This window comes from Natrinema sp. CGMCC1.2065 (assembly GCF_051225675.1).
In the GTDB taxonomy this organism is placed as follows: Archaea; Halobacteriota; Halobacteria; order Halobacteriales; family Natrialbaceae; genus Natrinema; species Natrinema thermotolerans.
Genome location: NZ_JBPJSJ010000001.1, coordinates 132,455 through 152,474 on the forward strand (window position 1 = coordinate 132,455; position 20,020 = coordinate 152,474).

The following is a 20,020-nucleotide window of genomic DNA, read 5'->3' on the forward strand; positions in this document are numbered from 1 at the left end:
ACCCGACCTAATCGCCTCCGGCAGTAAAGAGGAATCGATATCGCGGGTCCCGCGCTAGCCGCAGTGTCGGCTCGGCGTCGTGGCGGGCAGCTCAGTCCGTGACGACGACGACCCGCTCGGCCGCCAGATCGACCTGCGCTTCGTATCGTACCTCGTTCGAGTCGGGATCGCTGATCGCGACGGTGACGTCGTCCTCGGCGTACGTCTGCTCGGCCGGCGAAACCACGACTGCGTCGGCTCCCCGCTCGACGGTGAAGTCCCCGGATTCGCCGGTGAACGTCCGGGTCGTGGTCCCGTTTTCCGCCTCGACGGTCGTCGTCTCCGAGAGGGAGATCGACATCCGGTGCATCGAGTCGGCGTGGATCCCCTTGATGGGTTCGACCGCGAGTTCGTAGTCGTCCATCGATTCGAGCCGCCGCGTGACGGTCTCGTTGGCGCGCGCGATCTCGAGCGCGCGGTCTCGTTCCGCGTCCGTCAGCGGATCGGCCGGCTCGGAATCGACGGTCAGCCGACCGTCGGCCGCCGCGATCTCGATCGATTCGGTTCCGGAGACGTTCTCGAGGACGGTGACCTCGCTGTCGCCGTCCGAAAACGTCACCCCGTTCTCGGAGACGCTGAACTCGCCGCCGGAGCCGGTCGCGATCGGGTCGCCGAGTCCGACGGCGGCCCCCGCCCACGCCGTTCCGACGCCGAACGACGCGAGAGCGAGCAGCGCGATCAGCCGGACGGCGACGGGACGGTTCATACGTTCTCCGTTGTCCGGAAGCCCTCATCAACGTTGTGTCGAAACTCGTTTGAAACGCGTTTCAAGCGCGTTTCAGTGGTGTTTCACGGCGGTTCTCCCGGTCAGAATCGGTGGTCATTAGGAGACGTGTTCGAATGGCGAACTATGGATCTGCGGGCCCTCCACACGAGACAACTCTTTGCGGCGGTCCTCTTTCTCGCATCGACGGTCGTACTGGCGATCCAGCTGATCAACCCGTCGCCGGTCATGGTCACGGTCGGCGAAAACGGGACCGAAGTCGCCGAGCTGGGCGGTTACTTCGAATACACCGACGTTGCAGTAATCGCGATCGCAGCGTGTTCGCTCGGCGCGAGCGGCACGTACGTCCTCCTCGGCGGGTCTGTCGGGGACCCGGCGAGCGCACGGGAACGGCGAACCAGCGACGGGGACGTAGCGGGGCCGGCTCCCGTCGAGACGGAACCCAACGGCGAACCGAGCGACGAACTCCTCGAGGCCCGCCGCCGAGAGTGGGAGGAGACGGCCGAGCGGCTCGCGAACAACGAGCGGACGATCTACGAGACGCTGCTCGAGGCCGACGGCGTGTTGCCCCAGAGCGAGATCGTCGAGCGGACCGACCTCTCGAAAGCGACCGTCAGTCGGGGATTGGACGGCCTCGAGACCAAGAACCTCGTCGAGCGGAAGCGCCGCGGGATGGGGAACACGGTCTTGCTGTTGTAGCCACAACCGGCGTATCGGCCGAAATTCGGCCCGTAACCGTTCCGAAACACGTTTTCAACGGGTGACTAAGGGGGCTTTCAAACGACCCGTAACCGGGCGGCGCGAACGACCGACCCGACGAACGACCGACGCTCGTCGACGGCCGGTCGACGCGCTCGCCCGAGAGAGACATCATGGAAACGAAAACGAAACTGACCGCACTCGCGCTCGCAGTGTTGCTTGCCATCGGGACCGGTGGCATCGCCGCCGCGACCGGCGCGAGTTCCGGGACTGACGAACTGGCCGACGAACCGCACCACCAGTCGACGGTCGACGTCGACGGATACGAGTTCACGGTTTCGACCGAAGACGACGGGTTCGGCGCGGATCGAACCGCCGACCTCGAGGCGATACCGGCGATGGTACTGAACGACGACGAAGCCGGGGACTGGCTCCGCGATCACGTCGGAACGGACGACGACCTCGTCCTCGAAGTCTACGGCTCGCTACAGCGAGACGACGACAGCGCACACGTCCGCATCCATCCGGACCGAACGGCCGAACACGGGGACGCGCGTCCCCTGCTGGAAGCGACGGTCGACACCGAGACCGGCACCGTCGACGTCGTCGGCACCGACACCGAGCCCGTCGAGTCGGCTCACCGACTCGAGGCCGCCGAATCGACCGATATCGACATGTCCGACCGACGGGTCACACTCGTCGACGACGGCGCGGTCGTGGACGAACTGACGACCGACGTGGTGTCCACCGTGGAGTCCATCACCCGGTTCGACATCCGATCGGTAGCGACCGTCGACGACGGGGAGACGTTCACCGTCGATACCGACGCCGACGACACCGAGCGAGCGACGACCGACGCCGATCTCGCGGTCCGCGATCCGAACGATGAACTGACCGACGCCGAACTCGAGACGGTTCGAACGCTCGTGACGAACGACGAAGCGGCGACGGAGCGGTTACGGGATCGGTTCCCGACCGCCGAGACGATCACGCTGACCGTCCACGGCGTCGAGCCAAGCGGAGACGTACACGTCGACGCTACTGCACCGGGTGACAACCCCGAGACGGCAGTCGTCGTCTCCCCGTCCAGCGGCAACGTGTCGGTCGATGCGGCTACGCTGCTCGAAGCCAGTGAGAGTAGCCGGATCGACACCGACGGCTCGACGGTCGTCTGGAAAACCAACGCAGCGTAACTGACCGGCGTCACTGACGACCGGCAAGCGGAATTCGAAGCGGCGCTCACGACGATCGCACGTCCGTCGTGCGATCGGCCGTGACGCACTGTCAGCGGCTGGTCGGTAGAGCAGTTGCGACGCGGGGTTCAAAATAGACCGGCGAACGGACGACTCAGACGTACTCCGAGAGGACCTTCTGGTAGCCGACGCCGTACGCACCGGCATACAGCATGAGGCCGCCGAGCGCGCCGAGCCACAGGGCGATCATCGCCTCGCCGGTACCGAGGTGTTGGAGACTCGCCTGCTCGACGAGGACGCCACCGACCGTCAAGACGCCGGCGACGACGGTATACAGGACCAGTTGCAGTGATTCCGCGAGCAGTTCCGGGCCGAGGGATGTCATTAGGACTTCTCTACCCACCCACCCAACGTAAACCTGTCCCCTCGAGTGCGACGCATCCACACGGTCGGCGACGACTACTCGACCGGCAGCCGCGACCGAGAACCGACTCGGCTAAACCGCTGGGAACGTAGTCCGGACCGTGCCCGCGTCCGATTCCGAGACCGACGCCGACGACGGGTCGGCGACCAGCGACGAACCCGCCGTTCCGACCGAGCGCAACGTCCTCGAGCCCGACTGTACGCGCTGTCCGAAACTGGCCGAGAGCCGCGAATGCATCTCGTGGGGGACCGGCCCGCTCGACGCGAGCGTCGTGGTCGTCGGCGAAGCACCCGGCTACGGGACCCCCGACGCGGACCGCTGGCAGGGCGGCAACTGGACCGGCAAGGCCTACACCTCGCGTCACTCCGGCCGCCGGATCCGTCGCATGCTCGAGCGAGTCGGCTACGGCGACGACGCCTACTACACGAACGCGGTGAAGTGTTTTCCAGCCGATCCGGACGACCCCACCACGAATCGCGAACCGACGCCCGAGGAACGAACGAACTGCCGATCGCATCTGCTGACCGAACTCGAGGCGATCGATCCGACGATCGTCCTCGCGACCGGCAAGCACGCGACGGAGACGGTACTCGCGGCCGAGAGCCGTGACCTCGAGGGATTTCTCGACAGCGTCCTCGAGCCGGTGTGGTGTGACCGCCTCGGCGTGTGGCTCGTACCGATCCTCCATCCCTCGTATCAGGACGTCTGGATCGGCCGGCTGGGATACGAACCCGAAGAGTATCTCGCGGCGATCGCCGAGACGCTCGACGACCTGTGTCGTGGCCGGGACAGCGGTAGCGGCGAGTAAGCTTCTTACGACGAGACGACACATACCCGCGTATGAGTACGATCTTCAGCCAGATCGTGGCGGGGGAGATCCCCGCACGGATCGTGTACGAGGACGAGACAACGATCGCCTTCCTGGATGCCAATCCGCTCGCGCCGGGCCACACGCTCGTCATCCCGAAAGACGAGTACGAGCGGCTGAACGACGTCCCTGACGACGTCGCCGCGGACCTCTACGAGACCGTCCACCACATGGTCCCCGTCGTCGAGGACGCGGTCGATGCCGACGCGACCACCGTCGCGTTCAACAACGGCGAAGAAGCCGGCCAGGAAGTACCCCACGTCCACTGTCACATCGTCCCCCGATTCGAGGGCGACGGCGGCGGCCCGATCCACGCCGTCGCGGGCGACCGCCCGGATCTCGACGACGACGAACTCGACGACATCGCCGCCGACATCGAGGCCAGCGCCTGAGATCGGCGGCTCAGTTCTCGCCGTCGCTCGAGCGGCCCACCCGCTCGAGCGCGCCGGCCACGTTCCGTGAGCGAAGCGCTCGTCCCTCGGTCGTCCGCCGCCGGCGAATATATTCGTCCCGAGGGCTTTGCACCGTCGCCCCGAGGTCGGGAACGAATGTGCGATCGGGAGGAGACCCTGCGGGAGCTGGCGGCGCAGCTGTGCGAGAAGGAGGCCGTCGCCGACGCGTTCGTCGCGAAGAGCTTCACCGATCACCACCTGCTGGTCGACCTCGAGGACGGGGAGTCGATGCCGACGGAGATCCGCGAGCTGCTTGCGGCCCACGACCTTCGTGGGGCGAACGCGGAGTACGACACCGACGCGGATGATCCCTCGTTCGCGGGCGAGTTAGAAGACGGAACGCGTCACCAGTTCGTCGATACCGAAACACGGGGCGACCACCAGTCCTACGTCGTGGACTGACGGCGGTGCCGTCGGTGGACGACCCGTTGGCTGCCACGGTATGGCTGTCGTGACGTTTTTGCCGTCCGCACGCGACGCTGGCGTATGGCCTTCGCCGGCATCGTCGCCCAGTTTCGCGCCCACCCCGTTGCCACCGTCCTCGAACTCGGCAGCGTCCTCGTCTGCTGTCTGCTGTTTGCCGGTACCTTCGTCCTGCTCTCGACTGGCGTGCCGACCGGGCGGGGCGACCCGTGGCTCGTCCTGATCGGGATCGGTGTCGCGTTCGTCCTCTTCTGGACGGCGCTGGTGCCGCTCTACGAGCGGACCCTAGAGTAGGGTCCCAAGCAGCAGGTCGCCGTAGACCAGTGCGATCACCAACCCGGCGAAGATCGGCACCAGGAACGGCGTCCCCGGCGAGATCCAGACCGTCTCGTTTTCGCTTAGCACCGCGAGTCCCTCCCGGAGCGTCTCGGGCGTCGTCCCGTAGGCCGAGCCCTCGATGTCGTCGAGGAACGCCTCGGCACCCCACGGATCGTCGACCGTGGGCGCTCCCTGCGGGTCGGTCGCCGCGGTCACGGCCGTCTCGGTTTCGGCCCCCTCGAGCGCGCCGCCGTCGCCCCGGAGATCGGCGTCGGCAGTCACCGCACCGTCGGTCGGCGGGTTCGGCTCGTCGGGGAGGGTGGCGGGGTCGCGGTACCGCTCGGGGGCTTCGCGCAACTGCGCCAGCGAGAGTCCCCGCCAGCGCAGGTACATCCGCAGGGCGTCGAGGTCGAGGCCGCCCCGCGAGAGCCCCGTCGGCGTCTCGAGCAGGCGGCCGTGGGTCTCCGGAATCCGCTCCCACGGGACCGGCCAGCCGACGAGCATCACGGGCGCGATCCGACCCGCGGCGGCGTTGCGGATCGCCAGCACGACCGGGAGCGCGACCGCGACGAGGACGGCGTTGGTCAGGATCGTAAACGAGAAGGCACCGATCCGGGTCGGCTCGAGCGGCAGCGTCACCGGCCCCAGCGCGTACTCGGGGAAGGTTGGGAACAGGACCGCGAGGACGAGTAAGGCCTTCGCGTCGGCCCCGCCGAAGCCGCCGACCCACCAGAACAGGTAGGCGATGGGGACGACCAGCCCCAGGCTGATCGCCGTCGGGACGAGGAAGTCGTAGCTCCAGGCGGTCCCGCCGGCGGCCCACGCCAGTCGGGCGTCCCAGAGCAGCAGGACGGCCCCGAGGAGCGCGAGGGGGATCCAGACGGTACTCGAGACGCGCCTGGTCTCGATGTCGCGGTAGGCGGTCCAGGCGAAGACGGGGACGGCGACGAGTCGAAGGAGGTCCGGCCCGGTCGCAACGGTACCAGCGAGCGTCACGGGCGTCCCTGCGAAGCGCGGTGCCGTTACGTTTTCGGCCTCCGGGCGGCATCGGGGGCGACCGCGACCGTACCGGTTTCCCCGGGTGTGCCGGTATCGGACAGCGAACCGGCCGGGAACTGAACGCAAGAGCAGCGGTGGTCGCTCACGGTCGAATTCCGACACCGGCTCGCGCGTTCGGCCGGTGATCGTCACAGCAAACGGCATATCCGTCCGTCCCCCGAACGCCTCGAGCATGAGGGACGGCGCGGCCTTCTCGACTCTGTACACCGGCGTCTTACTCGCGGTACCGGGCCTGCTGGCGTGGGTGACCGGGCAGGCACTGCTCTTTCCGAGCCTGGGGCCCACGGCGTTCCTGCTGGCGACAGTTCGGGAGGGAGAGGTGACCGCGCCGCGGCGGGTCATCGGCGGCCACGTCGTCGGGATCGTCGCCGGGCTCATCGCCTACCACACCATCGCGCCCGGCCTCGCGGTCACGACGGCTGCACCGATGTTCGCGGTCGGCCAGCTACGGCTGGTCACGAGCGGCGTCGCCGCCGTCGCACTGACCGCGGGTGGGATGCTCGCGACCGAGACGGTCCACCCGCCCGCCTGCGCGACGACGCTGATCGTCTCGCTGGGGCTGCTGGCGTCGCCGCTCGAGGGCACACTCATCGCGCTGGCCGTCGTCGTCCTCGTCGGCGTCCACGAACTGGTCACCCACGGCCGTCCGTTCCGCGAAGACCTCCCGATCGGGCGCTAAGGGCGCCCTCAGGGTGCGTCGCTGAACTCGTCGAACAGCGCGGCCACTCGGCGCTCGATCTCGTCGCGGATCTCCCGTACCGCCTCGGGATCGCCGCCGTCCGGATCGGGCAGCGCCCAGTCGCGGACGTCGACGCCGTCGACGTCGCCCAGCTCGAGCGTCGAACAACCCATCGTCGCGACGTAGTCACACGAGCGGAGTTCCTCGGTGGTGACCTCCCGCGGCGTTCGGTCGGACAGGTCGAACTCGAGTTCGGCCATGGCGTCGATCACGCCCGCGTGAACCTCGTCGGCCGGGTCCGTGCCGCCGGTCAGAATCTCGAGGGAGTCCGCGAGGCCGCGACGCTCGCGTTCGCGCTCGGCGAAGGCGGTCGACATCTGGGAGCGGCCGGCGTTTTGCACGCAGACGAAAGCGATGCGGATCGGGTCGTCGGAGTCGGTATCGATTGACATGGTGTGTTCTCGTAATCAGTCGTCGGTCGGTGTCTCTCGCGGTGTCGGCTCGAGGCTCCCCGTATCGCGCTCACCCCAGTCGAACCGGCGCTGGAAGTACAGCGCGACGTTGACCAGCGCGAGCAGGACGGGGACCTCGATGAGCGGGCCGACGACGGTGGCGAAGGCGACGCCGGAGCCGACGCCGAAGACGGCGACGGCGACGGCGATCGCGAGTTCGAAGTTGTTCGAGGCCGCGGTGAAGCCGATCGCGGTCGTCGTCGAGTAGTCCGCACCGATCCCCCGGCCCATCCCGAAGCTGACGAGGAACATGACGACGAAGTAGATCGTCAGCGGGACGGCGATCAGCAACACGTCGGCAGGCGCGGCGACGATGTTCTCGCCCTGCGTGGCGAACATCACGACGATGGTGAACAGCAGGGCGACCAGCGTGAGCGGGTCGATCGTCGGGACGAACTCGTCGTCGTACCACTCCTCGCCTTTGGTTCGGGTCCCGACGTATCGGGTGAGAATGCCCCCGGCGAAGGGGATCCCGAGGAAGACGGCGATCGCCCAGAACACCTGTTCGGGCGAGACGTTGAACGTCGTGATCTCGGCCGCGAGCGCCTCCATTCCGAGCAGCGGCGGGAGGACGAGCGCGAAGAACCAGACGTACACCCCGTAGGTGACGATCTGGAAGAGGCTGTTAAAGGCCACGAGGCCGGTCACGTACTCGGTCGAGCCCTCTGCGAGTTCGTTCCAGACCAACACCATGGCGATACACCGGGCCATCCCGATGAAGACGAGCCCCAGGAAGTACTCCGGGCGGGCGGGCAGGCCGGGCACGAGCCCGCTGAAGAAAAACACCGCCAGTCCGAACATCAGCGTCGGCCCGATGAGCCAGTTCTGGACGAGACTCAGACCCAGCACCCGCCAGTTGCTGAAGACCGTCGGGAGCCGCGAGTAGTCGGCCTTCGCCAGGGGCGGGTACATCATCGCGACGAGTCCGATCTCCACGAGGTGCAGGTCTCGAATCGGCTCGGTCACCGACGGCGCGACCTGCCCCAGGCCGACGCCGACGATCATCGCGGCGAAGATCCACACGGTGAGGTACTTGTCGAGGAAATCCATCGACCGCGGATCCCCACAGCTCTCGCAGCCGCAGTCCGGCCCGTGGTCGTGTGTCGCGCTACCCATCCACGCTCCCCTCGAGGACGGTCACGAGCGCTACGGCGCGGTTGGTCGCCCGGTACTTCTTCCAGCGGCCGTCCTTGCGGCCCTCGACGAGGCCGGCCTCGACCAGCCCCGAGAGCGCGTGACTGAGCCCGCTCTCGGTGACGTCGACGACCGCGTGGAGTTCGCAGACACAGAGTTCTGCCTCTGCGGCGACGAGAACGCGAACGAGCGTATAACGCGTCTCGTTGGCCAGTGCGGAAAGAACGTCGAGTTCGGTGTTGACCTGTTCCGGCCCGATCGCTGCCTCGAGCGTACTGAGTTCGTCGAGCCGTTCTTCGACATCTTCGCTGCGACACTCCCCGAGTTCGTCCTCGAGATATCGTTGGAGTCGCTCCGTCGCTCGTGCCATCGCTAGTTGGTTGAGTAGTAGCTCAATTAATGCTTCCGGTAGAAATCCATGCTAGTGGAAAGAGCCCTATATAGCGGGCATAGGACTAGAGTTTTGGAATCAGCCGAATACTTTTAGTTGAGCATTTTCTAAACTGTCGTATGGAGAATCAGCAGAGAGGCGAGTCTCGTCTCGATCGTGTCAGTGAAAGCAGTCGGAAGCAACGGGACGGAGCAGAATTCGTCGGTGCGTTCGGGAAGAAAACCGGGAGTTCCGATCTCGTCTTTCTCGAGGGGTTGCTCCCAGAACGGGACGGTGAGGTCGCTCGTAGGGAACCGCCGTCACGGCAGCTAGAAATCTGTCTCCAAACGCTCAAAGCGGAACTGGACCGGTATGGCAAAGACCCGTCAGACGTTCTTCAATTAACGGTGTATCTCACAGACATGGATGCGTACGGGGAAATCAATGACACGTACGAGCAGTTCTTCGAGACGACATGCCCCGCACGTACGACGGTGGGCGTCTGTGAACTCCTCGGAGGGGCAGCAGTGACCGTTGACGGTGTTATCGCCATCGAATGAACGCGACGTTCGCGTACGCCCGTACCGAATCACCTCGTTACGTTCGACGCGGTAAACAGTGGGAGACTACTGATACCGTAGCGGTCGCCGTCGAAGCGGTAAATCGGTGATGGAATCGTGGAATTCGCCGAAGATGGGGATACTCTCGGGCGGAATCTCGTCCGTACCTGACTGAGAACGGCTGCCGGCAGTTCCTGTCGTCGCCGGAGACACGGTAGAAAAGAGTCGAGACTACCCGCGGGTTGGGCGGCACTTGTCGGTTCGAAAAAACGTTGTTGTGGCCACGATGTGGCCCGCTCAAATTTTAAATGACGCGGTTCTGCAGGTAGTCGAGGTGCTTGGCGTTGTAGACGATCTTGACCTCGTCGGTCTCGGGCGAGCCGATGCAGGTCAGGCGGACGTTCTTCTCTTCGACTTCCTCGTCGGAGAGGATCTGCTGCATGTCCATGTCGATCTCGCCCTCCTTGACGATCGCCGCACAGTTCGCACAGGCACCCGCGCGACACGAGAACGGCCAGTCGTAGCCCTGGGCCTCGGCCGCCTCGAGGATGTATTCGCCCTCGGCGACGTCGAGCGAGCCGTAGTCCTCGTCGTCGAGGCCGGCGTCTGCGGCCTCGTCGAAGAGGTCCTCGTCGTCCATGTCCCAGCCGTGGTCGTCCAGTACTTCGTAGTTGAGGTATTCTACCGTGGGCATCAGTCTTCGGTTCGGGTCCCGCACTGGTATAGCTTGCTGTTCAGTCCTAAATTGTCTATGAGTCAGAATCGACTAATTCGAAGGAAAGAATCCCCGTGTTCGTTATAGAATCAGTGGATAGGAACGAGAAGAAAAAGAAATGTCGGAAAGAACCCGCCAAATGGTGGTGGTATTTGCCGAATCCGAAACCCGCCGCTGTACGGACATGAATCGTTGCTGGTCGCCGTCAGCGACGGCTCCGGATCGCGTACGGTCCGGCCACAGCGGGACGACGGAACGAACGTATCGAACAATCCGGCCAAAACGGAGAGACCAATGAGAGGGTACGCGACGAACCGACCGGGACCCGCGGGCGGTCAGAACCCGAAGATCGGGACGAACCGGAAGGTGAAGTAGGCCCCGATCGTCGAGATGGCCGGGACGACGTTTTGCATCAGGATCACGCGGGCGGTCGTCGAGGGATCGAATAGATCCGACGCCTTCGGGATGTCCTCGACGTCTTCCTCGCCGATTTCGGGGGAGCGTTCGCCCTCCGCTTCCGCGGTCAGCGCGCCGACGGAGACGCGGGTTTCCTCGCCGCGGGCGGCGTCGGACAGCGTCGTCGTCCGGGTGGCTCGCCCCCAGCCCAGCCCGACGATGCTCATCGTCGCGATGACGACGAAGCTCGCGGGGATCCCGATCCACGAGAGGCTGACGACGATCCCCGAACTGATAACCGCGACGACGATCGCCGCGGTCAGCGGGAGGTTCGTGATGTCGCTCCCGAGCGTGTCGAGGGTCCGGCGAGCGATCGTGAAACAGCCGACCGCGACCGCCGCACAGCCGATCAGGATCAGCGGCACCATGTCGACGTCGCCGGTGCCGTAGATCGGCGCGATCGCGTTGGCGATGTTGCTCGTCCCGGACGCAAAGCCCATCAGACACCCGATGGCGACGACAGTCAGTGCGCCAGTGATTTCCCGGCGGTCGGCATCGGCGCCGAACTGGAGCCGCGGGACGAGCCCCGACCGGTCGATCGAGACCATCGGCCGGCCCTCGTCTTTGGATTCGATGGCGATCCAGGCGTTGATCTGCGGATAGAAGTATCGTCCGACCACGCCGGCCACCCAGAACCCGATGATCGGCGCGACGATCCACCAAACGGCGATTTCGCCGAGTTCGTTCCAGTTGAGTTCGCCGGTCGCCATCCCCAGCGCGGCGATAGCGCCGACCGCGGTCATCGACGTCGAGGCGGGGACGCCGGCGTAGTTGCCGACGAACAGTGCGCCGCCGATAAAGAAGAGGACGGCGACGTTCGAGCGCAGCGTGAAGATCGAGGTGTCGGTAACGAGTTCCTCGCCGAGCGTCGTAACGACCTGCGGACCGATGGTGTAGGCCCCGACGAAGAAGAAGATCGACATCAGGCCGGCGGCCATCACCTTCGTGATCACGTTCGCGCCGACGGCCGGCCCGAACGCGGGGCCGGTCGTCGAGCCGCCGATGTTGTAGCCGACGAAGATGGCGGTGAGGATCCCGACGATAAGCAGCGGTTCCGCGTTCACGGTCAGTAGTCATGCGATCGGATATTAAAAATACGCCTATTCGTAGCTCTGGTCGTCCGCTCGTGTCGTCAGGGAAGGAACTCGCAGCTGACGGAATCGGCGCGCGTCTGCTACAGTCACGACGGTGGACCACACCACGGAACCGCACGCTCGAGGGAGTCGCGGAAGGCGGCGAGCGGGTCGTGATCGATCGCCGTGCCGACCGGCGGGTCGTCGGCCCGCGGCTTACCGGACGACGACGACCGGAACCGGGGAACTCCGGAAGACCTTCTCGGCGACGTTGCCAACGAAGATACGATCCGCGACGGATCCACTGTGAGTCCCGATAACGACCGTCTCGTAGTCGTCCGCCCGGTTGATGATCGCACGCGCGGGATGGCCGAATTCGATCGCGGTCTCGAGTTCCGCGTCGCCGTCGGCGTCCGCGACGATGTCGCGTGCGCGATCGAACACCTCTTTCGCGCGTTCCTCCGCCGCTTCCTCGAGATCGTCGGCGAGCGCGAGCCCCGTCGCGTGTCCCCACATCTGTGACGGTTCGCCGACGACGTGTAAGGCGGTTATCTCGGCGTTCGGGAAGACCTCGAGGGCGTACTCGAGGGCACGGTCGCTCATTTCCGAGTCCTCCATCGGGACCAGGACACGTGAGACCATACGTCCCCTTCACCGTTGGGACGAATAAACACGCGGGGGCCGGGTCGAGCTGAGCGGGCACGTCGAGTCAGAGGCCGAAGACTGGAACGAACCGGAAGGTGGCGTACGCGCCGGCCGTCGCGATGACCGGGACGATGTTCTGCATGAGGACCACGCGGGCCGTCGTTGCCGGATCGAAGAGATCGGACGCACGTGGGATCCGTTCCGGGTCCTCGTCGCCGATCGGCGGCAGCGTTTCGCCCTCCGCATCGGCGGTCAAGGCGTCGACGGAGATCGGGACCGATTCCTCGCCCCGGACGGCATCGGCCACGGTTATCGGGCGCGTCGCCCGTCCCCAGCCGAGGCCGATGATACACATCGTCGCGATGATGACGAAACTCGCGGGAATGCCGATCGCGGAGAGAAAGATGACGAGCGAGGCACTTACCGTCGCGGTGACGATCGCCGCCGTCAACGGCAGCTCCGTGAGATCGTTCCCCATCGTCTCGAGGGTGCGGCGCGCGATCGTGACCGTGCCGATCCCGACCGCGGCACAGCCGATGACGATCGCGGGGTTCATCGCGAGTTCGCCGCTGCCGACGAGCGGGGCGACCGCGTTCGCGATGTTCGAGGTCCCCGAGGAGAACGCCATCAGACAGCCGATGACGATCACCATCGCGATGCCCCCCAGCTCGCGCCGATTCGTGGTCTCGGTCGGGACCGGAACCGGAACCCGACGGGACCGATCGATTCGGTAGAGAGGGCCCTCACTGCGAACCATCGCGAGCCGTCGGTTGAGAGACGAGTAGAAGTAGCGGCCGATGATCAGCGAGACCCAGAACCCGATAAACGGCGAGACGACCCACCAGATAGCGATCTCACCCATGACCGCGACGTTGAGTTCGCCGGCGGCGAGGCCGAGTCCCGCGATCGAGCCGACGGCCGTCATCGACGTCGAGGCGGGGACGCCGAAGAAGTTCCCGACGAACAACGCAGCGCCGATAAAGAAGAGGACGCCGATACTCGCCTCGAGCGTGAAGACGCCGGGATCCCGGACGAGTTCGCGGCCGAGGGTATCGACGACGCGGCGACCGATCGTCCACGCTCCGACGAAGAAAAACACCGTCATCAACACGCCGGCCGCGGTCTTCGAGATCGCATCGGCACCGACGGCCGGGCCGAACGCCGGTCCTGTCGTCGCACCGCCGACGTTGTATCCGACGAAAACGGCCACGAGGATCCCGACGAGAAGCAACGCGGACACCATACTGAGAGGTAGCTATCACGTCGATTCGGATATTCGTTGTGCCGTCTCGTACGCAGAGAGGATCGACGGCCGTCGGACACGGGTTTCGATCGTCGACGAGGGACTATCGGGCGGGGTCGTCGGTCTCGTCCGATTCGTCGGTGTCGACGACAGTCTCCTCGAGGAGATTCTCGATTTCGTCCTCGCGTGGCCGACGATCGATGCGTTCGTCGACGGTTTCGATCCGTTGCTGGACCGTATCGACTTGCTCACCGATCGTCTGTTCGACGGCCTCTTCGACCGTCTCCTCCATCTCCGTCGTCATCCATTCCGGATCGAAGCGTGCCATCTTCCAGATGACGTGTAGTGCGTACGAGACGAGGACGCCTAACCCGAGCGCTAACCCGACTCGTGTTCCCTCGACGACGATCAAAACGACCGACACGAAAATCAGACCGCCGTAGGCGAGATCGATGATCGCGTCGATATAGCGTGGCTTCATCGCTCGGTCAGCCCCTTCAGCGCAGTCGCGGGTCGGTTTCGAACTCGAGCCATACGGGATCGCATCACATACCGTCATTTCAGGACAACGTGTGAAAGCACTTTGGGGAATCTGCATCGAACGGCCCGGAGGGACGCGATCGCAAACACCGTCCCGAGCGACGGAAGCAGCTGTAAGGTACACCGATCCGGCCGACGGTACCGAACCGGTAGCTGCCGGGGTCGGAATCAGGAGGACATCGCCGAGTCGATAGGAACCCCGTCGGCTGGACGACCAGCCAATGTCCCGCCACCGGCCTCCTCGAGCCCGATCCCACGCGGAATCGCACCGCCCACAGGAAGTTGATCTCCCACTCGACGGCCTCATCGAAGGCGATAGGCGCTAAGACGCCGATTGTGCCCACCGCGACGACGCCCACAACGCGGCGACGGCAGTCGACGAAACCGTCGCCTTTACTCGCGCCGGCCTCGCGCACTCGAGTATGGGTACTGATGGCAACGACGGAAGCGGGACGTTCGAGGTGATCCCGGCGGTCGACGTACAGGACGGCGAAGTCGTCCAACTCGTCCAGGGAGAACGCGGCACGGAAAAGAGCTACGGCGAGCCGATCGAGGCCGCTCAGCGGTGGCTCGACGCCGGTGCGGAGTCGCTGCACCTGGTCGATCTCGACGGGGCGTTCGAGGGCGAACGGGGGAACGCCGACGCCATCGATGCGGTGATCGACGCCGTCGACGTCCCCACGCAACTGGGCGGGGGCATCCGCACCGTCGACGACGCCGTCGACCTGCTCGAGCGGGGCGTCGACCGGGTGATCCTCGGGACGGCGGCGGTCGAGAACCCCGAGATCGTCGGCGAGATCAGCGAGCGCCACCCCGAGAGCGTCGTCGTCAGCCTCGACGCGAAAGACGGCGAGGTCGTCGTCGAGGGCTGGACCGAAGGCGCGGGGATTAGCCCCGTTGAGGCAGCCAAACGGTACGAGGATCTCGGTGCCGCCGGGATCCTCTTTACCAACGTCGACGTCGAGGGGCGACTCGAGGGGGTCGCGACCGAACCGGTCCGCGAACTGGTCGCGGCGACGGACATCCCCGTGATCGCCAGCGGCGGCGTCGCGACCCTCGCGGACGTCCGCGACCTCGCGGACGCCGGCGCAGCAGCCGTTGTCGTCGGGAGCGCGCTCTACGAGGGACAGTTCACGCTCGAGGAAGCACAGGCGGCGGTCGACGCCGCCGAGTAGCGTCGCGGATCGGTAGTGGCGGCCAGTCGCGGGAGAACGACGGACCGGTTCGGACGGTGGGCGGCGACCGACCGGTCGAACCGGGTGCGAAACCGCCTCGCGATGCAGCGTTACTGGTTGTAGCCGTGACCGAGGTAGAGTGCGAGGACGTTGATCGCAAGCAGGGCGAGGAAGGCCAGCGTCACGTGGGGATCGCCCAGTCCCTGCATGAGAAGCGGCACATGGACGAAGGGCAACGCGATGGCGCCCCAGAACGACAGGAACTGTGCGGGGCGTTTGACCGACCGGCGGAGTCGGCCGCGGTCACGCTCCGTCTCGGGGTTCGACGGAGCGATCGATTCGTTCGACAGTGGGGAGGGGTTTGACATCGGATCGGGGCACCTCGTCTCGACTGTGAGATTCACTGCAAACGTCATATAACGGGTCGACGGTTGGCGTCGTTTCGGCCCGTTTCAGCCCGTACGTGGCGAGTGAATGACTTTTTTATGGCGTCTGAAATCCCTTTAGACGTTTTATTATAGCATCTCCTCCGCTATCGGGAGTGCAGAGCTGAGTCGCCGAATTCGGCGGTCGATTCGGGAGGCGGTGCGATGCGAGTACCGACGAGCGGAACCGCCTTGTATCGGGGGCGGCATGGGTTCGACATGAGCGAGCGAACGGCAACGGTCACGCGCGAGACGGCCGAGACGTCGATCGAGTGTACTCTCGAGATCGACGGGAGCGGGACGGCCGCGGTCGACACCGGCATCGGCTTCTTCGATCACATGCTGACGTCGTTCGCGAAACACGGCCTGTTCGACCTCGAGGTCGACTGCGACGGCGATCTCGAGATCGACGACCACCACACGGTCGAGGACGTCGCGATCGTCCTCGGCGAGGCATTTGACGCGGCGCTTGGCGATCGATCGGGTATCGTCCGGTACGCCGACCGACGCGTTCCGTTGGACGAGGCGGTCGCGGGGGCCGTCGTCGACGTCAGCGGCCGCCCACGCTTTTACTTCGAGGGGACGTTCTCTCAGGCGTCGATCGGCGGGTTCACCAGCGACATGGCCCGTCATTTCGGGGAATCGCTGGCGATGAACGGCGGCCTGACGCTCCATCTCGAGGTCGACGGCGAGAACGCCCACCACGAGGTCGAGGCGCTGTTCAAGGCGCTGGCGCGGACGCTCGACGACGCGACCCGAATCGACGAGCGCCGGGAGGGGACGCCCAGTACGAAAGGGACGCTCTAGTCACGGTCGCCGAAGCGTCTCCCCCTTCTCGACGAACTCTCCGTCTTCGATCGCGTAATCGACGATCGCCTCGGCCTCGCGGGGCTCGAGGTCGTAGGCCCCGGCGGCCAGTTCCTCGACGGCGCTGCGGTCCATGGGAAACTCGCGATTGCGCAGGAGCCGAACGACCTTGGCGTAGGCCGCCGGTCGGCCGGTCGCGGTCCCGTCCCGATCGTCGCCTCGGTCGGGCTCGCCATCGGCGGCGTCGGCCGCGCCGGCACCGTCGTCGCCAGCGGTATCGGCCGCCGTCTCGTCGGCCGACTCGGTGGCGGCACCGCGTTCGTCGCGTTCGAACGTGATCCCGTCCTCGAGCGATGCGTCGGCAGCATCGGCGTCGGCCGTCGCGGTGGCGGCGTCGTTGGAGCCACTCTCGGGGACTGAATCGGCTTCTGCCGCGTCGGCAGTCGTCGGAACCGTCGCGGCCGAACTGCCCCCGTCGGATCGGTCGTCGCCGGTCGCATCGGTGTCCGTCCCACCGGCAGCCGCGCCGTCGCGGGCCCGGGCGAGCAACGGTTCGAGCAGCCCCTCGAGTCGCTCCCGACAGTCGGGACAGAGAACGACCCGTCGCTGTTCGGCTTCGGTCGGCTCGAGTTCGGGCGGGACGATCTCGAAGGTCCCGGCGGCGTCGCCCGCACAGAAGTCGCAGGTCCGGAGTTGGCGCATACGGACGGTATCGGACGGGGCGTACAAAAGCACACGTCAGACGGGTATCGGGGACGCCGTCGTCGAACGAGGTCAATCACCGGACATTATACCACCCCGGCCGTAGGGACGACAACGAATGTTCGACGAGATCATGGAGAAGTTCGAGGGATCACCGAGCCAGCAGGCGGTCATCAGGTTGCTACTCGAGCGGGGCTTTTCGGTCAACGACGACGGCCGGGTCGTCTCCGGCGGGATCGAGATCCCGAACACCGGCATCGCCCGCGAGATCGGCGTCGATCGGCGGGTCGTCGACTCGACGACCGACGTCATCCTCGAGGATCCCGAACTGCGGCGTATCTTCCAGAACATCTCGCAGGTACCGAGCCTGATGGATCTCGCCCCGGTGTTGGATCTGACCGTCCTGTCGGTCGCGGTTCAGAACGCCGAACAGGAGGGGATCGTCGCCGAGGTCACGGGAACGCTCGCTGACAACGGCATCTCGATCCGACAGACGATCAGCGAGGACCCCGAGTTCACCGACGAGCCGAAACTCTACCTGATCGCCGACGGCGACCTGCCGGGCGAGGTGATCACCGAGATCCGCGATCTCGAGTTCGTCCGGAAGATCGAACTCCAGTAACGGGTCAGGCGGCGTCGGTCCCGTCGGGGGTCGGCGCGTCGACGCTGTCGGCGTACTCGTCTAACACCGACGCAAGCGCGCTCGTTAGTTCCTCGAAGCGCTCGATCGACATGTCGTCGGTCGTCACCCAGACGCCGTGGGGCCCCCGGATGACTCGCGAGAGGAACCCGTTCTCGAACATTCGAATCGTCGCCTCGTACTCGCCGAGTTGGGTGTTCCGGTAGGCCGACTGCGAGTGGAACCCGAGCCGTTCGTGTTCGGCGAAGCCGATCAGATCGGCCGTCTGCTCCAAGTCCGACCGGAGATACAACTGTTCGACGTCGTCCTCGGTGAAGTAGGTGATACTGCGGAGTTCGTCGCCGACCGTCGTTCGGCAGACGCTGTGGATCTCATCTGCGAGGTCGGAATGGATTGCATCGCCGTCCATGTGTCCTCATTGGGCATGGGGGAATAATAGCGTATGGGAGCCAGCGACATACCCCGTGAGAAGCGACGAACCGCCGGCGCGTGACACCGGGCAAACGCTTGTGAGCCGGTCGAGGCGGTCCCGACGAGCGCCAACCGACGGGCTCTTTTCGCCGACCGTTGTAGCGGCAAATATGACACGCGTCCGGACTCGATCGCGGAGGGAACGCCCGTGAGCGACACCTACCGGACCGTCGCGGCGTCGGCCACCGCCGAGTTCGTCGTCCAGGGATCGGAGTTTCTCGGCCACGTCCGTCCCGTGGACTCCGTCTCAGCGGCCGAAGCGTTCGTCGAGACCGTCCGCGAGGAGTACGCCGACGCGACCCACAACGTGCCCGCGTACCGGGTCCGGGCCGGCGACGACGGCGAGTTCCTCCGGGAGTACTCGAGCGACGACGGCGAACCCTCCGGTTCGGCCGGCAAGCCGGCGCTGAACGTCCTCACCCAGCGGGAGATCGAGAACTGTGCGGTCGTCGTGACGCGGTACTACGGCGGGACGAACCTCGGCGTCGGCGGCCTCGTCCGGGCCTACTCGCGGGCGGTGAAAGACGCCCTCGACCGGGCCGGCGTCGTCGAGGAACGCCCCCACGAACGGCTCGAGATCACCGTCGATTACGACGACTCGGGGACCGTCCGCTCGATCCTGGAAAGCGAGGGCCACGAGTTCGACGCCGAGTACGAGGCCGAGGTCCGTTTTGCCGTTCGCGTTCCCCTCCCCGAGGGCGACGCCGTCCGGGATCGAATCCGGAGTGCCACGAGCGGTCGGGCGGACCTCGACTGAAATCACCCCGCCGCGCCGTTCGGGAGCCGGCCCTCGATCTCGGCCCGGAGCGCCTCGAGGTCCGGGAGTTCCTCGCGGTCGAAACGCACGTCGAAGAGTCCCCGATCGAGGACGAGTTCGTCTTCGCGGAGTCGGACGTGAGCGACATCGTCCCAGGGAACGAACTCCCGGGTGTAGGGCCGACGCTTGACGAGACCGTCCGCGTAGACCCGTATCTCGGGCGTGGCTCCGAACGCGCCGAGCCGCCAGCGACCCTCGACGAGTCCGCTGGCAACCCACGCGATCGCCAGCCCGGTCCAGACGAGCGTGCCCACCCAGTTCCCGGTGAGTGCGTCGCCGATTCCCAACAGGAGCCACATCGCAAGGAGGAGGGCGTCCAGCTTGGGGCTACTCGGCGGATTCCATCGCCACGTTGCGATGGGGTCACTGGGCGTGTACGCGTCGGTATAGCGGGTCGCGACCAGCCAGCGGAGGACCAGACCCGCGACGGCGGCGGCGATCGACGCCGCGAGCGCCACGACGCCGACGGGCGACTCGAGCGGTGTCACCAGCGAGACGCCGGCCGCGATCCCGACTGGAACTGGCAAGAGGACGAGCGCGGCCCGTCGACCCCACGTTCGGCCGAGCCGGACGGCCAGCCCACGGATTCGACTCGCGAGGACGACGCCGACGAGACAGCCGCCGCCCAGTCCAGCGGCGTACGTTCCCGCCACGCCGTTCGAAGTCGTCTCCGGACGGACCAGCACGACCAGTACCGTCACGAGACCCGCAACGAGAACGCCGACGTAGCCGCCGAACGCGAGTCGAAACACGCGGTCCGGTGAGGGCACGTCGTTAGGAACGAGCGAGCGATCAGACTCTCGAGCAGTCACGAACGACTCTTGGGCAGATTATGTTAAAACAGTAATGGGTCGACG

General features: G+C 65.9%; 27 protein-coding genes. 12 read left to right on the forward strand and 15 right to left on the reverse strand.

The features are described from left to right. Nucleotides 1-91: 91 nt before the first annotated feature. Nucleotides 92-745, reverse strand: a complete 654-nt coding sequence (locus ACSBP4_RS00645; protein ID WP_435551072.1) for a hypothetical protein — start codon at nt 743-745, stop codon at nt 92-94. A gap of 144 nt (nt 746-889) precedes the next feature. Here ACSBP4_RS00645 and ACSBP4_RS00650 point away from each other — a divergent pair, with 144 nt between their 5' ends. Both ACSBP4_RS00650 and ACSBP4_RS00655 read left to right on the forward strand, forming a co-directional pair. Then, a complete protein-coding gene (locus ACSBP4_RS00650) occupies nt 890-1,462 on the forward strand; it encodes a helix-turn-helix transcriptional regulator (RefSeq protein WP_373632075.1) in 573 nt (190 codons plus the stop codon). A 173-nt stretch (nt 1,463-1,635) separates the two neighbouring features. Continuing rightward, complete coding sequence (locus ACSBP4_RS00655) at nt 1,636-2,655, forward strand: hypothetical protein (protein ID WP_435551073.1); 1,020 nt, start codon at nt 1,636-1,638, stop codon at nt 2,653-2,655. A gap of 154 nt (nt 2,656-2,809) precedes the next feature. Here ACSBP4_RS00655 and ACSBP4_RS00660 read toward each other — a convergent pair whose 3' ends face one another. Beyond that, a complete protein-coding gene (locus ACSBP4_RS00660; protein WP_006648523.1) occupies nt 2,810-3,040 on the reverse strand; it encodes a hypothetical protein in 231 nt (76 codons plus the stop codon). A 139-nt stretch (nt 3,041-3,179) separates the two neighbouring features. Here ACSBP4_RS00660 and ACSBP4_RS00665 point away from each other — a divergent pair, with 139 nt between their 5' ends. From ACSBP4_RS00665 to ACSBP4_RS00680, 4 genes are all read left to right on the forward strand, one after another. Continuing rightward, nucleotides 3,180-3,887, forward strand: a complete 708-nt coding sequence (locus tag ACSBP4_RS00665) for a uracil-DNA glycosylase (protein WP_435551074.1) — start codon at nt 3,180-3,182, stop codon at nt 3,885-3,887. A gap of 32 nt (nt 3,888-3,919) precedes the next feature. Further along, nucleotides 3,920-4,339 carry an HIT family protein gene (locus tag ACSBP4_RS00670; protein ID WP_435551075.1) on the forward strand — a complete coding sequence of 140 codons (420 nt, stop codon included), beginning with the start codon at nt 3,920-3,922 and terminating at the stop codon, nt 4,337-4,339. Between the two features lie 156 nt (nt 4,340-4,495). Continuing rightward, nucleotides 4,496-4,801 (forward strand): hypothetical protein, encoded by a 306-nt coding sequence (locus tag ACSBP4_RS00675; RefSeq protein ID WP_435551076.1) that lies wholly within the window; start codon nt 4,496-4,498, stop codon nt 4,799-4,801. Nucleotides 4,802-4,885: 84 nt separating this feature from the next. Then, nucleotides 4,886-5,116, forward strand: a complete 231-nt coding sequence (locus tag ACSBP4_RS00680; protein ID WP_049965218.1) for a hypothetical protein — start codon at nt 4,886-4,888, stop codon at nt 5,114-5,116. Here ACSBP4_RS00680 and ACSBP4_RS00685 read toward each other — a convergent pair. Continuing rightward, nucleotides 5,108-6,136 carry an A24 family peptidase C-terminal domain-containing protein gene (locus ACSBP4_RS00685; RefSeq protein WP_435551077.1) on the reverse strand — a complete coding sequence of 343 codons (1,029 nt, stop codon included), beginning with the start codon at nt 6,134-6,136 and terminating at the stop codon, nt 5,108-5,110. The two genes, ACSBP4_RS00680 and ACSBP4_RS00685, sit on opposite strands and share 9 nt — an antisense overlap. Nucleotides 6,137-6,371: 235 nt before the next feature. On the opposite strand from ACSBP4_RS00685, the gene ACSBP4_RS00690 reads away from it, so the two are divergent. Continuing rightward, nucleotides 6,372-6,878 carry an HPP family protein gene (locus tag ACSBP4_RS00690; RefSeq protein ID WP_435551078.1) on the forward strand — a complete coding sequence of 169 codons (507 nt, stop codon included), beginning with the start codon at nt 6,372-6,374 and terminating at the stop codon, nt 6,876-6,878. Between the two features lie 8 nt (nt 6,879-6,886). On the opposite strand, the gene ACSBP4_RS00695 is transcribed toward ACSBP4_RS00690, so the two are convergent. The 3 genes from ACSBP4_RS00695 to ACSBP4_RS00705 are packed head-to-tail and all read right to left on the reverse strand — an operon-like array spanning nt 6,887 to nt 8,894. After that, complete coding sequence (locus ACSBP4_RS00695) at nt 6,887-7,330, reverse strand: low molecular weight phosphatase family protein (RefSeq protein WP_435551079.1); 444 nt, start codon at nt 7,328-7,330, stop codon at nt 6,887-6,889. A 15-nt stretch (nt 7,331-7,345) separates the two neighbouring features. Then, nucleotides 7,346-8,506 (reverse strand): ACR3 family arsenite efflux transporter, encoded by a 1,161-nt coding sequence (arsB, locus tag ACSBP4_RS00700; RefSeq protein WP_435551080.1) that lies wholly within the window; start codon nt 8,504-8,506, stop codon nt 7,346-7,348. Continuing rightward, a complete protein-coding gene (locus ACSBP4_RS00705) occupies nt 8,499-8,894 on the reverse strand; it encodes an ArsR/SmtB family transcription factor (protein WP_435551081.1) in 396 nt (131 codons plus the stop codon). The genes arsB and ACSBP4_RS00705 overlap by 8 nt, the downstream gene beginning before the upstream one ends. A 140-nt stretch (nt 8,895-9,034) precedes the next feature. On the opposite strand from ACSBP4_RS00705, the gene ACSBP4_RS00710 reads away from it, so the two are divergent. Further along, complete coding sequence (locus ACSBP4_RS00710; RefSeq protein WP_006648513.1) at nt 9,035-9,454, forward strand: RidA family protein; 420 nt, start codon at nt 9,035-9,037, stop codon at nt 9,452-9,454. Between the two features lie 304 nt (nt 9,455-9,758). On the opposite strand, the gene fer is transcribed toward ACSBP4_RS00710, so the two are convergent. The 5 genes from fer to ACSBP4_RS00735 form a co-directional block, all read right to left on the reverse strand. Next, a complete protein-coding gene (gene fer / locus ACSBP4_RS00715; protein ID WP_006183160.1) occupies nt 9,759-10,148 on the reverse strand; it encodes a ferredoxin Fer in 390 nt (129 codons plus the stop codon). 356 nt (nt 10,149-10,504) lie between these two features. Continuing rightward, nucleotides 10,505-11,689 carry an inorganic phosphate transporter gene (locus ACSBP4_RS00720; RefSeq protein WP_049965222.1) on the reverse strand — a complete coding sequence of 395 codons (1,185 nt, stop codon included), beginning with the start codon at nt 11,687-11,689 and terminating at the stop codon, nt 10,505-10,507. Nucleotides 11,690-11,914: 225 nt separating this feature from the next. Next, entirely contained in the window at nt 11,915-12,340 is a 426-nt protein-coding gene (locus ACSBP4_RS00725; RefSeq protein ID WP_435551082.1) for a universal stress protein, read from the reverse strand. Nucleotides 12,341-12,407: 67 nt separating this feature from the next. After that, complete coding sequence (locus ACSBP4_RS00730; protein WP_006648510.1) at nt 12,408-13,586, reverse strand: inorganic phosphate transporter; 1,179 nt, start codon at nt 13,584-13,586, stop codon at nt 12,408-12,410. Between the two features lie 103 nt (nt 13,587-13,689). Continuing rightward, nucleotides 13,690-14,067 carry a hypothetical protein gene (locus tag ACSBP4_RS00735; protein WP_373632090.1) on the reverse strand — a complete coding sequence of 126 codons (378 nt, stop codon included), beginning with the start codon at nt 14,065-14,067 and terminating at the stop codon, nt 13,690-13,692. Between the two features lie 481 nt (nt 14,068-14,548). On the opposite strand from ACSBP4_RS00735, the gene hisA reads away from it, so the two are divergent. Then, nucleotides 14,549-15,301: a 1-(5-phosphoribosyl)-5-[(5-phosphoribosylamino)methylideneamino]imidazole-4-carboxamide isomerase gene (gene hisA / locus ACSBP4_RS00740; RefSeq protein ID WP_006648507.1), complete on the forward strand. Its 753-nt coding sequence runs from the start codon at nt 14,549-14,551 to the stop codon at nt 15,299-15,301. A 110-nt stretch (nt 15,302-15,411) separates the two neighbouring features. Here the strand turns inward: hisA and ACSBP4_RS00745 are convergent, their stop codons facing one another. Next, complete coding sequence (locus ACSBP4_RS00745; RefSeq protein WP_006648506.1) at nt 15,412-15,669, reverse strand: hypothetical protein; 258 nt, start codon at nt 15,667-15,669, stop codon at nt 15,412-15,414. 276 nt (nt 15,670-15,945) lie between these two features. Between ACSBP4_RS00745 and hisB the strand changes: the two genes are divergently transcribed. Then, nucleotides 15,946-16,533, forward strand: a complete 588-nt coding sequence (gene hisB, locus ACSBP4_RS00750; protein WP_006183152.1) for an imidazoleglycerol-phosphate dehydratase HisB — start codon at nt 15,946-15,948, stop codon at nt 16,531-16,533. Here hisB and ACSBP4_RS00755 read toward each other — a convergent pair whose 3' ends face one another. After that, nucleotides 16,534-17,235, reverse strand: coding sequence for a hypothetical protein (locus tag ACSBP4_RS00755; RefSeq protein ID WP_049965224.1), 702 nt, complete (start codon nt 17,233-17,235; stop codon nt 16,534-16,536). Nucleotides 17,236-17,353: 118 nt separating this feature from the next. Between ACSBP4_RS00755 and ACSBP4_RS00760 the strand changes: the two genes are divergently transcribed. Continuing rightward, a complete protein-coding gene (locus ACSBP4_RS00760; RefSeq protein WP_006183149.1) occupies nt 17,354-17,857 on the forward strand; it encodes a hypothetical protein in 504 nt (167 codons plus the stop codon). A 4-nt stretch (nt 17,858-17,861) separates the two neighbouring features. Here the strand turns inward: ACSBP4_RS00760 and ACSBP4_RS00765 are convergent, their stop codons facing one another. Continuing rightward, complete coding sequence (locus tag ACSBP4_RS00765) at nt 17,862-18,284, reverse strand: DUF7522 family protein (RefSeq protein ID WP_006183148.1); 423 nt, start codon at nt 18,282-18,284, stop codon at nt 17,862-17,864. A gap of 210 nt (nt 18,285-18,494) precedes the next feature. On the opposite strand from ACSBP4_RS00765, the gene ACSBP4_RS00770 reads away from it, so the two are divergent. After that, nucleotides 18,495-19,103 (forward strand): IMPACT family protein, encoded by a 609-nt coding sequence (locus ACSBP4_RS00770; protein ID WP_006183147.1) that lies wholly within the window; start codon nt 18,495-18,497, stop codon nt 19,101-19,103. A 2-nt stretch (nt 19,104-19,105) separates the two neighbouring features. Here the strand turns inward: ACSBP4_RS00770 and ACSBP4_RS00775 are convergent, their stop codons facing one another. Continuing rightward, entirely contained in the window at nt 19,106-19,975 is an 870-nt protein-coding gene (locus ACSBP4_RS00775) for a hypothetical protein (RefSeq protein ID WP_435551083.1), read from the reverse strand. Between the last annotated feature and the right edge of the window lie 45 nt (nt 19,976-20,020).

Excerpts from the sequence above, each read along its gene's own strand:
- ACSBP4_RS00730 (WP_006648510.1), bottom strand. The coding sequence starts at position 13,586 with ATGGTGTCCGCGTTGCTTCTCGTCGGGATCCTCGTGGCCGTTTTCGTC.
- ACSBP4_RS00670 (WP_435551075.1), top strand. The coding sequence starts at position 3,920 with ATGAGTACGATCTTCAGCCAGATCGTGGCGGGGGAGATCCCCGCACGG.
- ACSBP4_RS00675 (WP_435551076.1), top strand. The coding sequence starts at position 4,496 with ATGTGCGATCGGGAGGAGACCCTGCGGGAGCTGGCGGCGCAGCTGTGC.
- ACSBP4_RS00755 (WP_049965224.1), bottom strand. The coding sequence starts at position 17,235 with ATGCGCCAACTCCGGACCTGCGACTTCTGTGCGGGCGACGCCGCCGGG.
- ACSBP4_RS00745 (WP_006648506.1), bottom strand. The coding sequence starts at position 15,669 with ATGTCAAACCCCTCCCCACTGTCGAACGAATCGATCGCTCCGTCGAAC.
- ACSBP4_RS00690 (WP_435551078.1), top strand. The coding sequence starts at position 6,372 with ATGAGGGACGGCGCGGCCTTCTCGACTCTGTACACCGGCGTCTTACTC.
- ACSBP4_RS00680 (WP_049965218.1), top strand. The coding sequence starts at position 4,886 with ATGGCCTTCGCCGGCATCGTCGCCCAGTTTCGCGCCCACCCCGTTGCC.
- ACSBP4_RS00735 (WP_373632090.1), bottom strand. The coding sequence starts at position 14,067 with ATGAAGCCACGCTATATCGACGCGATCATCGATCTCGCCTACGGCGGT.
- ACSBP4_RS00705 (WP_435551081.1), bottom strand. The coding sequence starts at position 8,894 with ATGGCACGAGCGACGGAGCGACTCCAACGATATCTCGAGGACGAACTC.
- ACSBP4_RS00765 (WP_006183148.1), bottom strand. The coding sequence starts at position 18,284 with ATGGACGGCGATGCAATCCATTCCGACCTCGCAGATGAGATCCACAGC.
- arsB (WP_435551080.1), bottom strand. The coding sequence starts at position 8,506 with ATGGGTAGCGCGACACACGACCACGGGCCGGACTGCGGCTGCGAGAGC.
- ACSBP4_RS00725 (WP_435551082.1), bottom strand. The coding sequence starts at position 12,340 with ATGGTCTCACGTGTCCTGGTCCCGATGGAGGACTCGGAAATGAGCGAC.
- fer (WP_006183160.1), bottom strand. The coding sequence starts at position 10,148 with ATGCCCACGGTAGAATACCTCAACTACGAAGTACTGGACGACCACGGC.
- ACSBP4_RS00650 (WP_373632075.1), top strand. The coding sequence starts at position 890 with ATGGATCTGCGGGCCCTCCACACGAGACAACTCTTTGCGGCGGTCCTC.
- ACSBP4_RS00645 (WP_435551072.1), bottom strand. The coding sequence starts at position 745 with ATGAACCGTCCCGTCGCCGTCCGGCTGATCGCGCTGCTCGCTCTCGCG.
- ACSBP4_RS00760 (WP_006183149.1), top strand. The coding sequence starts at position 17,354 with ATGTTCGACGAGATCATGGAGAAGTTCGAGGGATCACCGAGCCAGCAG.
- ACSBP4_RS00660 (WP_006648523.1), bottom strand. The coding sequence starts at position 3,040 with ATGACATCCCTCGGCCCGGAACTGCTCGCGGAATCACTGCAACTGGTC.
- hisA (WP_006648507.1), top strand. The coding sequence starts at position 14,549 with ATGGGTACTGATGGCAACGACGGAAGCGGGACGTTCGAGGTGATCCCG.
- ACSBP4_RS00710 (WP_006648513.1), top strand. The coding sequence starts at position 9,035 with ATGGAGAATCAGCAGAGAGGCGAGTCTCGTCTCGATCGTGTCAGTGAA.
- hisB (WP_006183152.1), top strand. The coding sequence starts at position 15,946 with ATGAGCGAGCGAACGGCAACGGTCACGCGCGAGACGGCCGAGACGTCG.
- ACSBP4_RS00655 (WP_435551073.1), top strand. The coding sequence starts at position 1,636 with ATGGAAACGAAAACGAAACTGACCGCACTCGCGCTCGCAGTGTTGCTT.
- ACSBP4_RS00695 (WP_435551079.1), bottom strand. The coding sequence starts at position 7,330 with ATGTCAATCGATACCGACTCCGACGACCCGATCCGCATCGCTTTCGTC.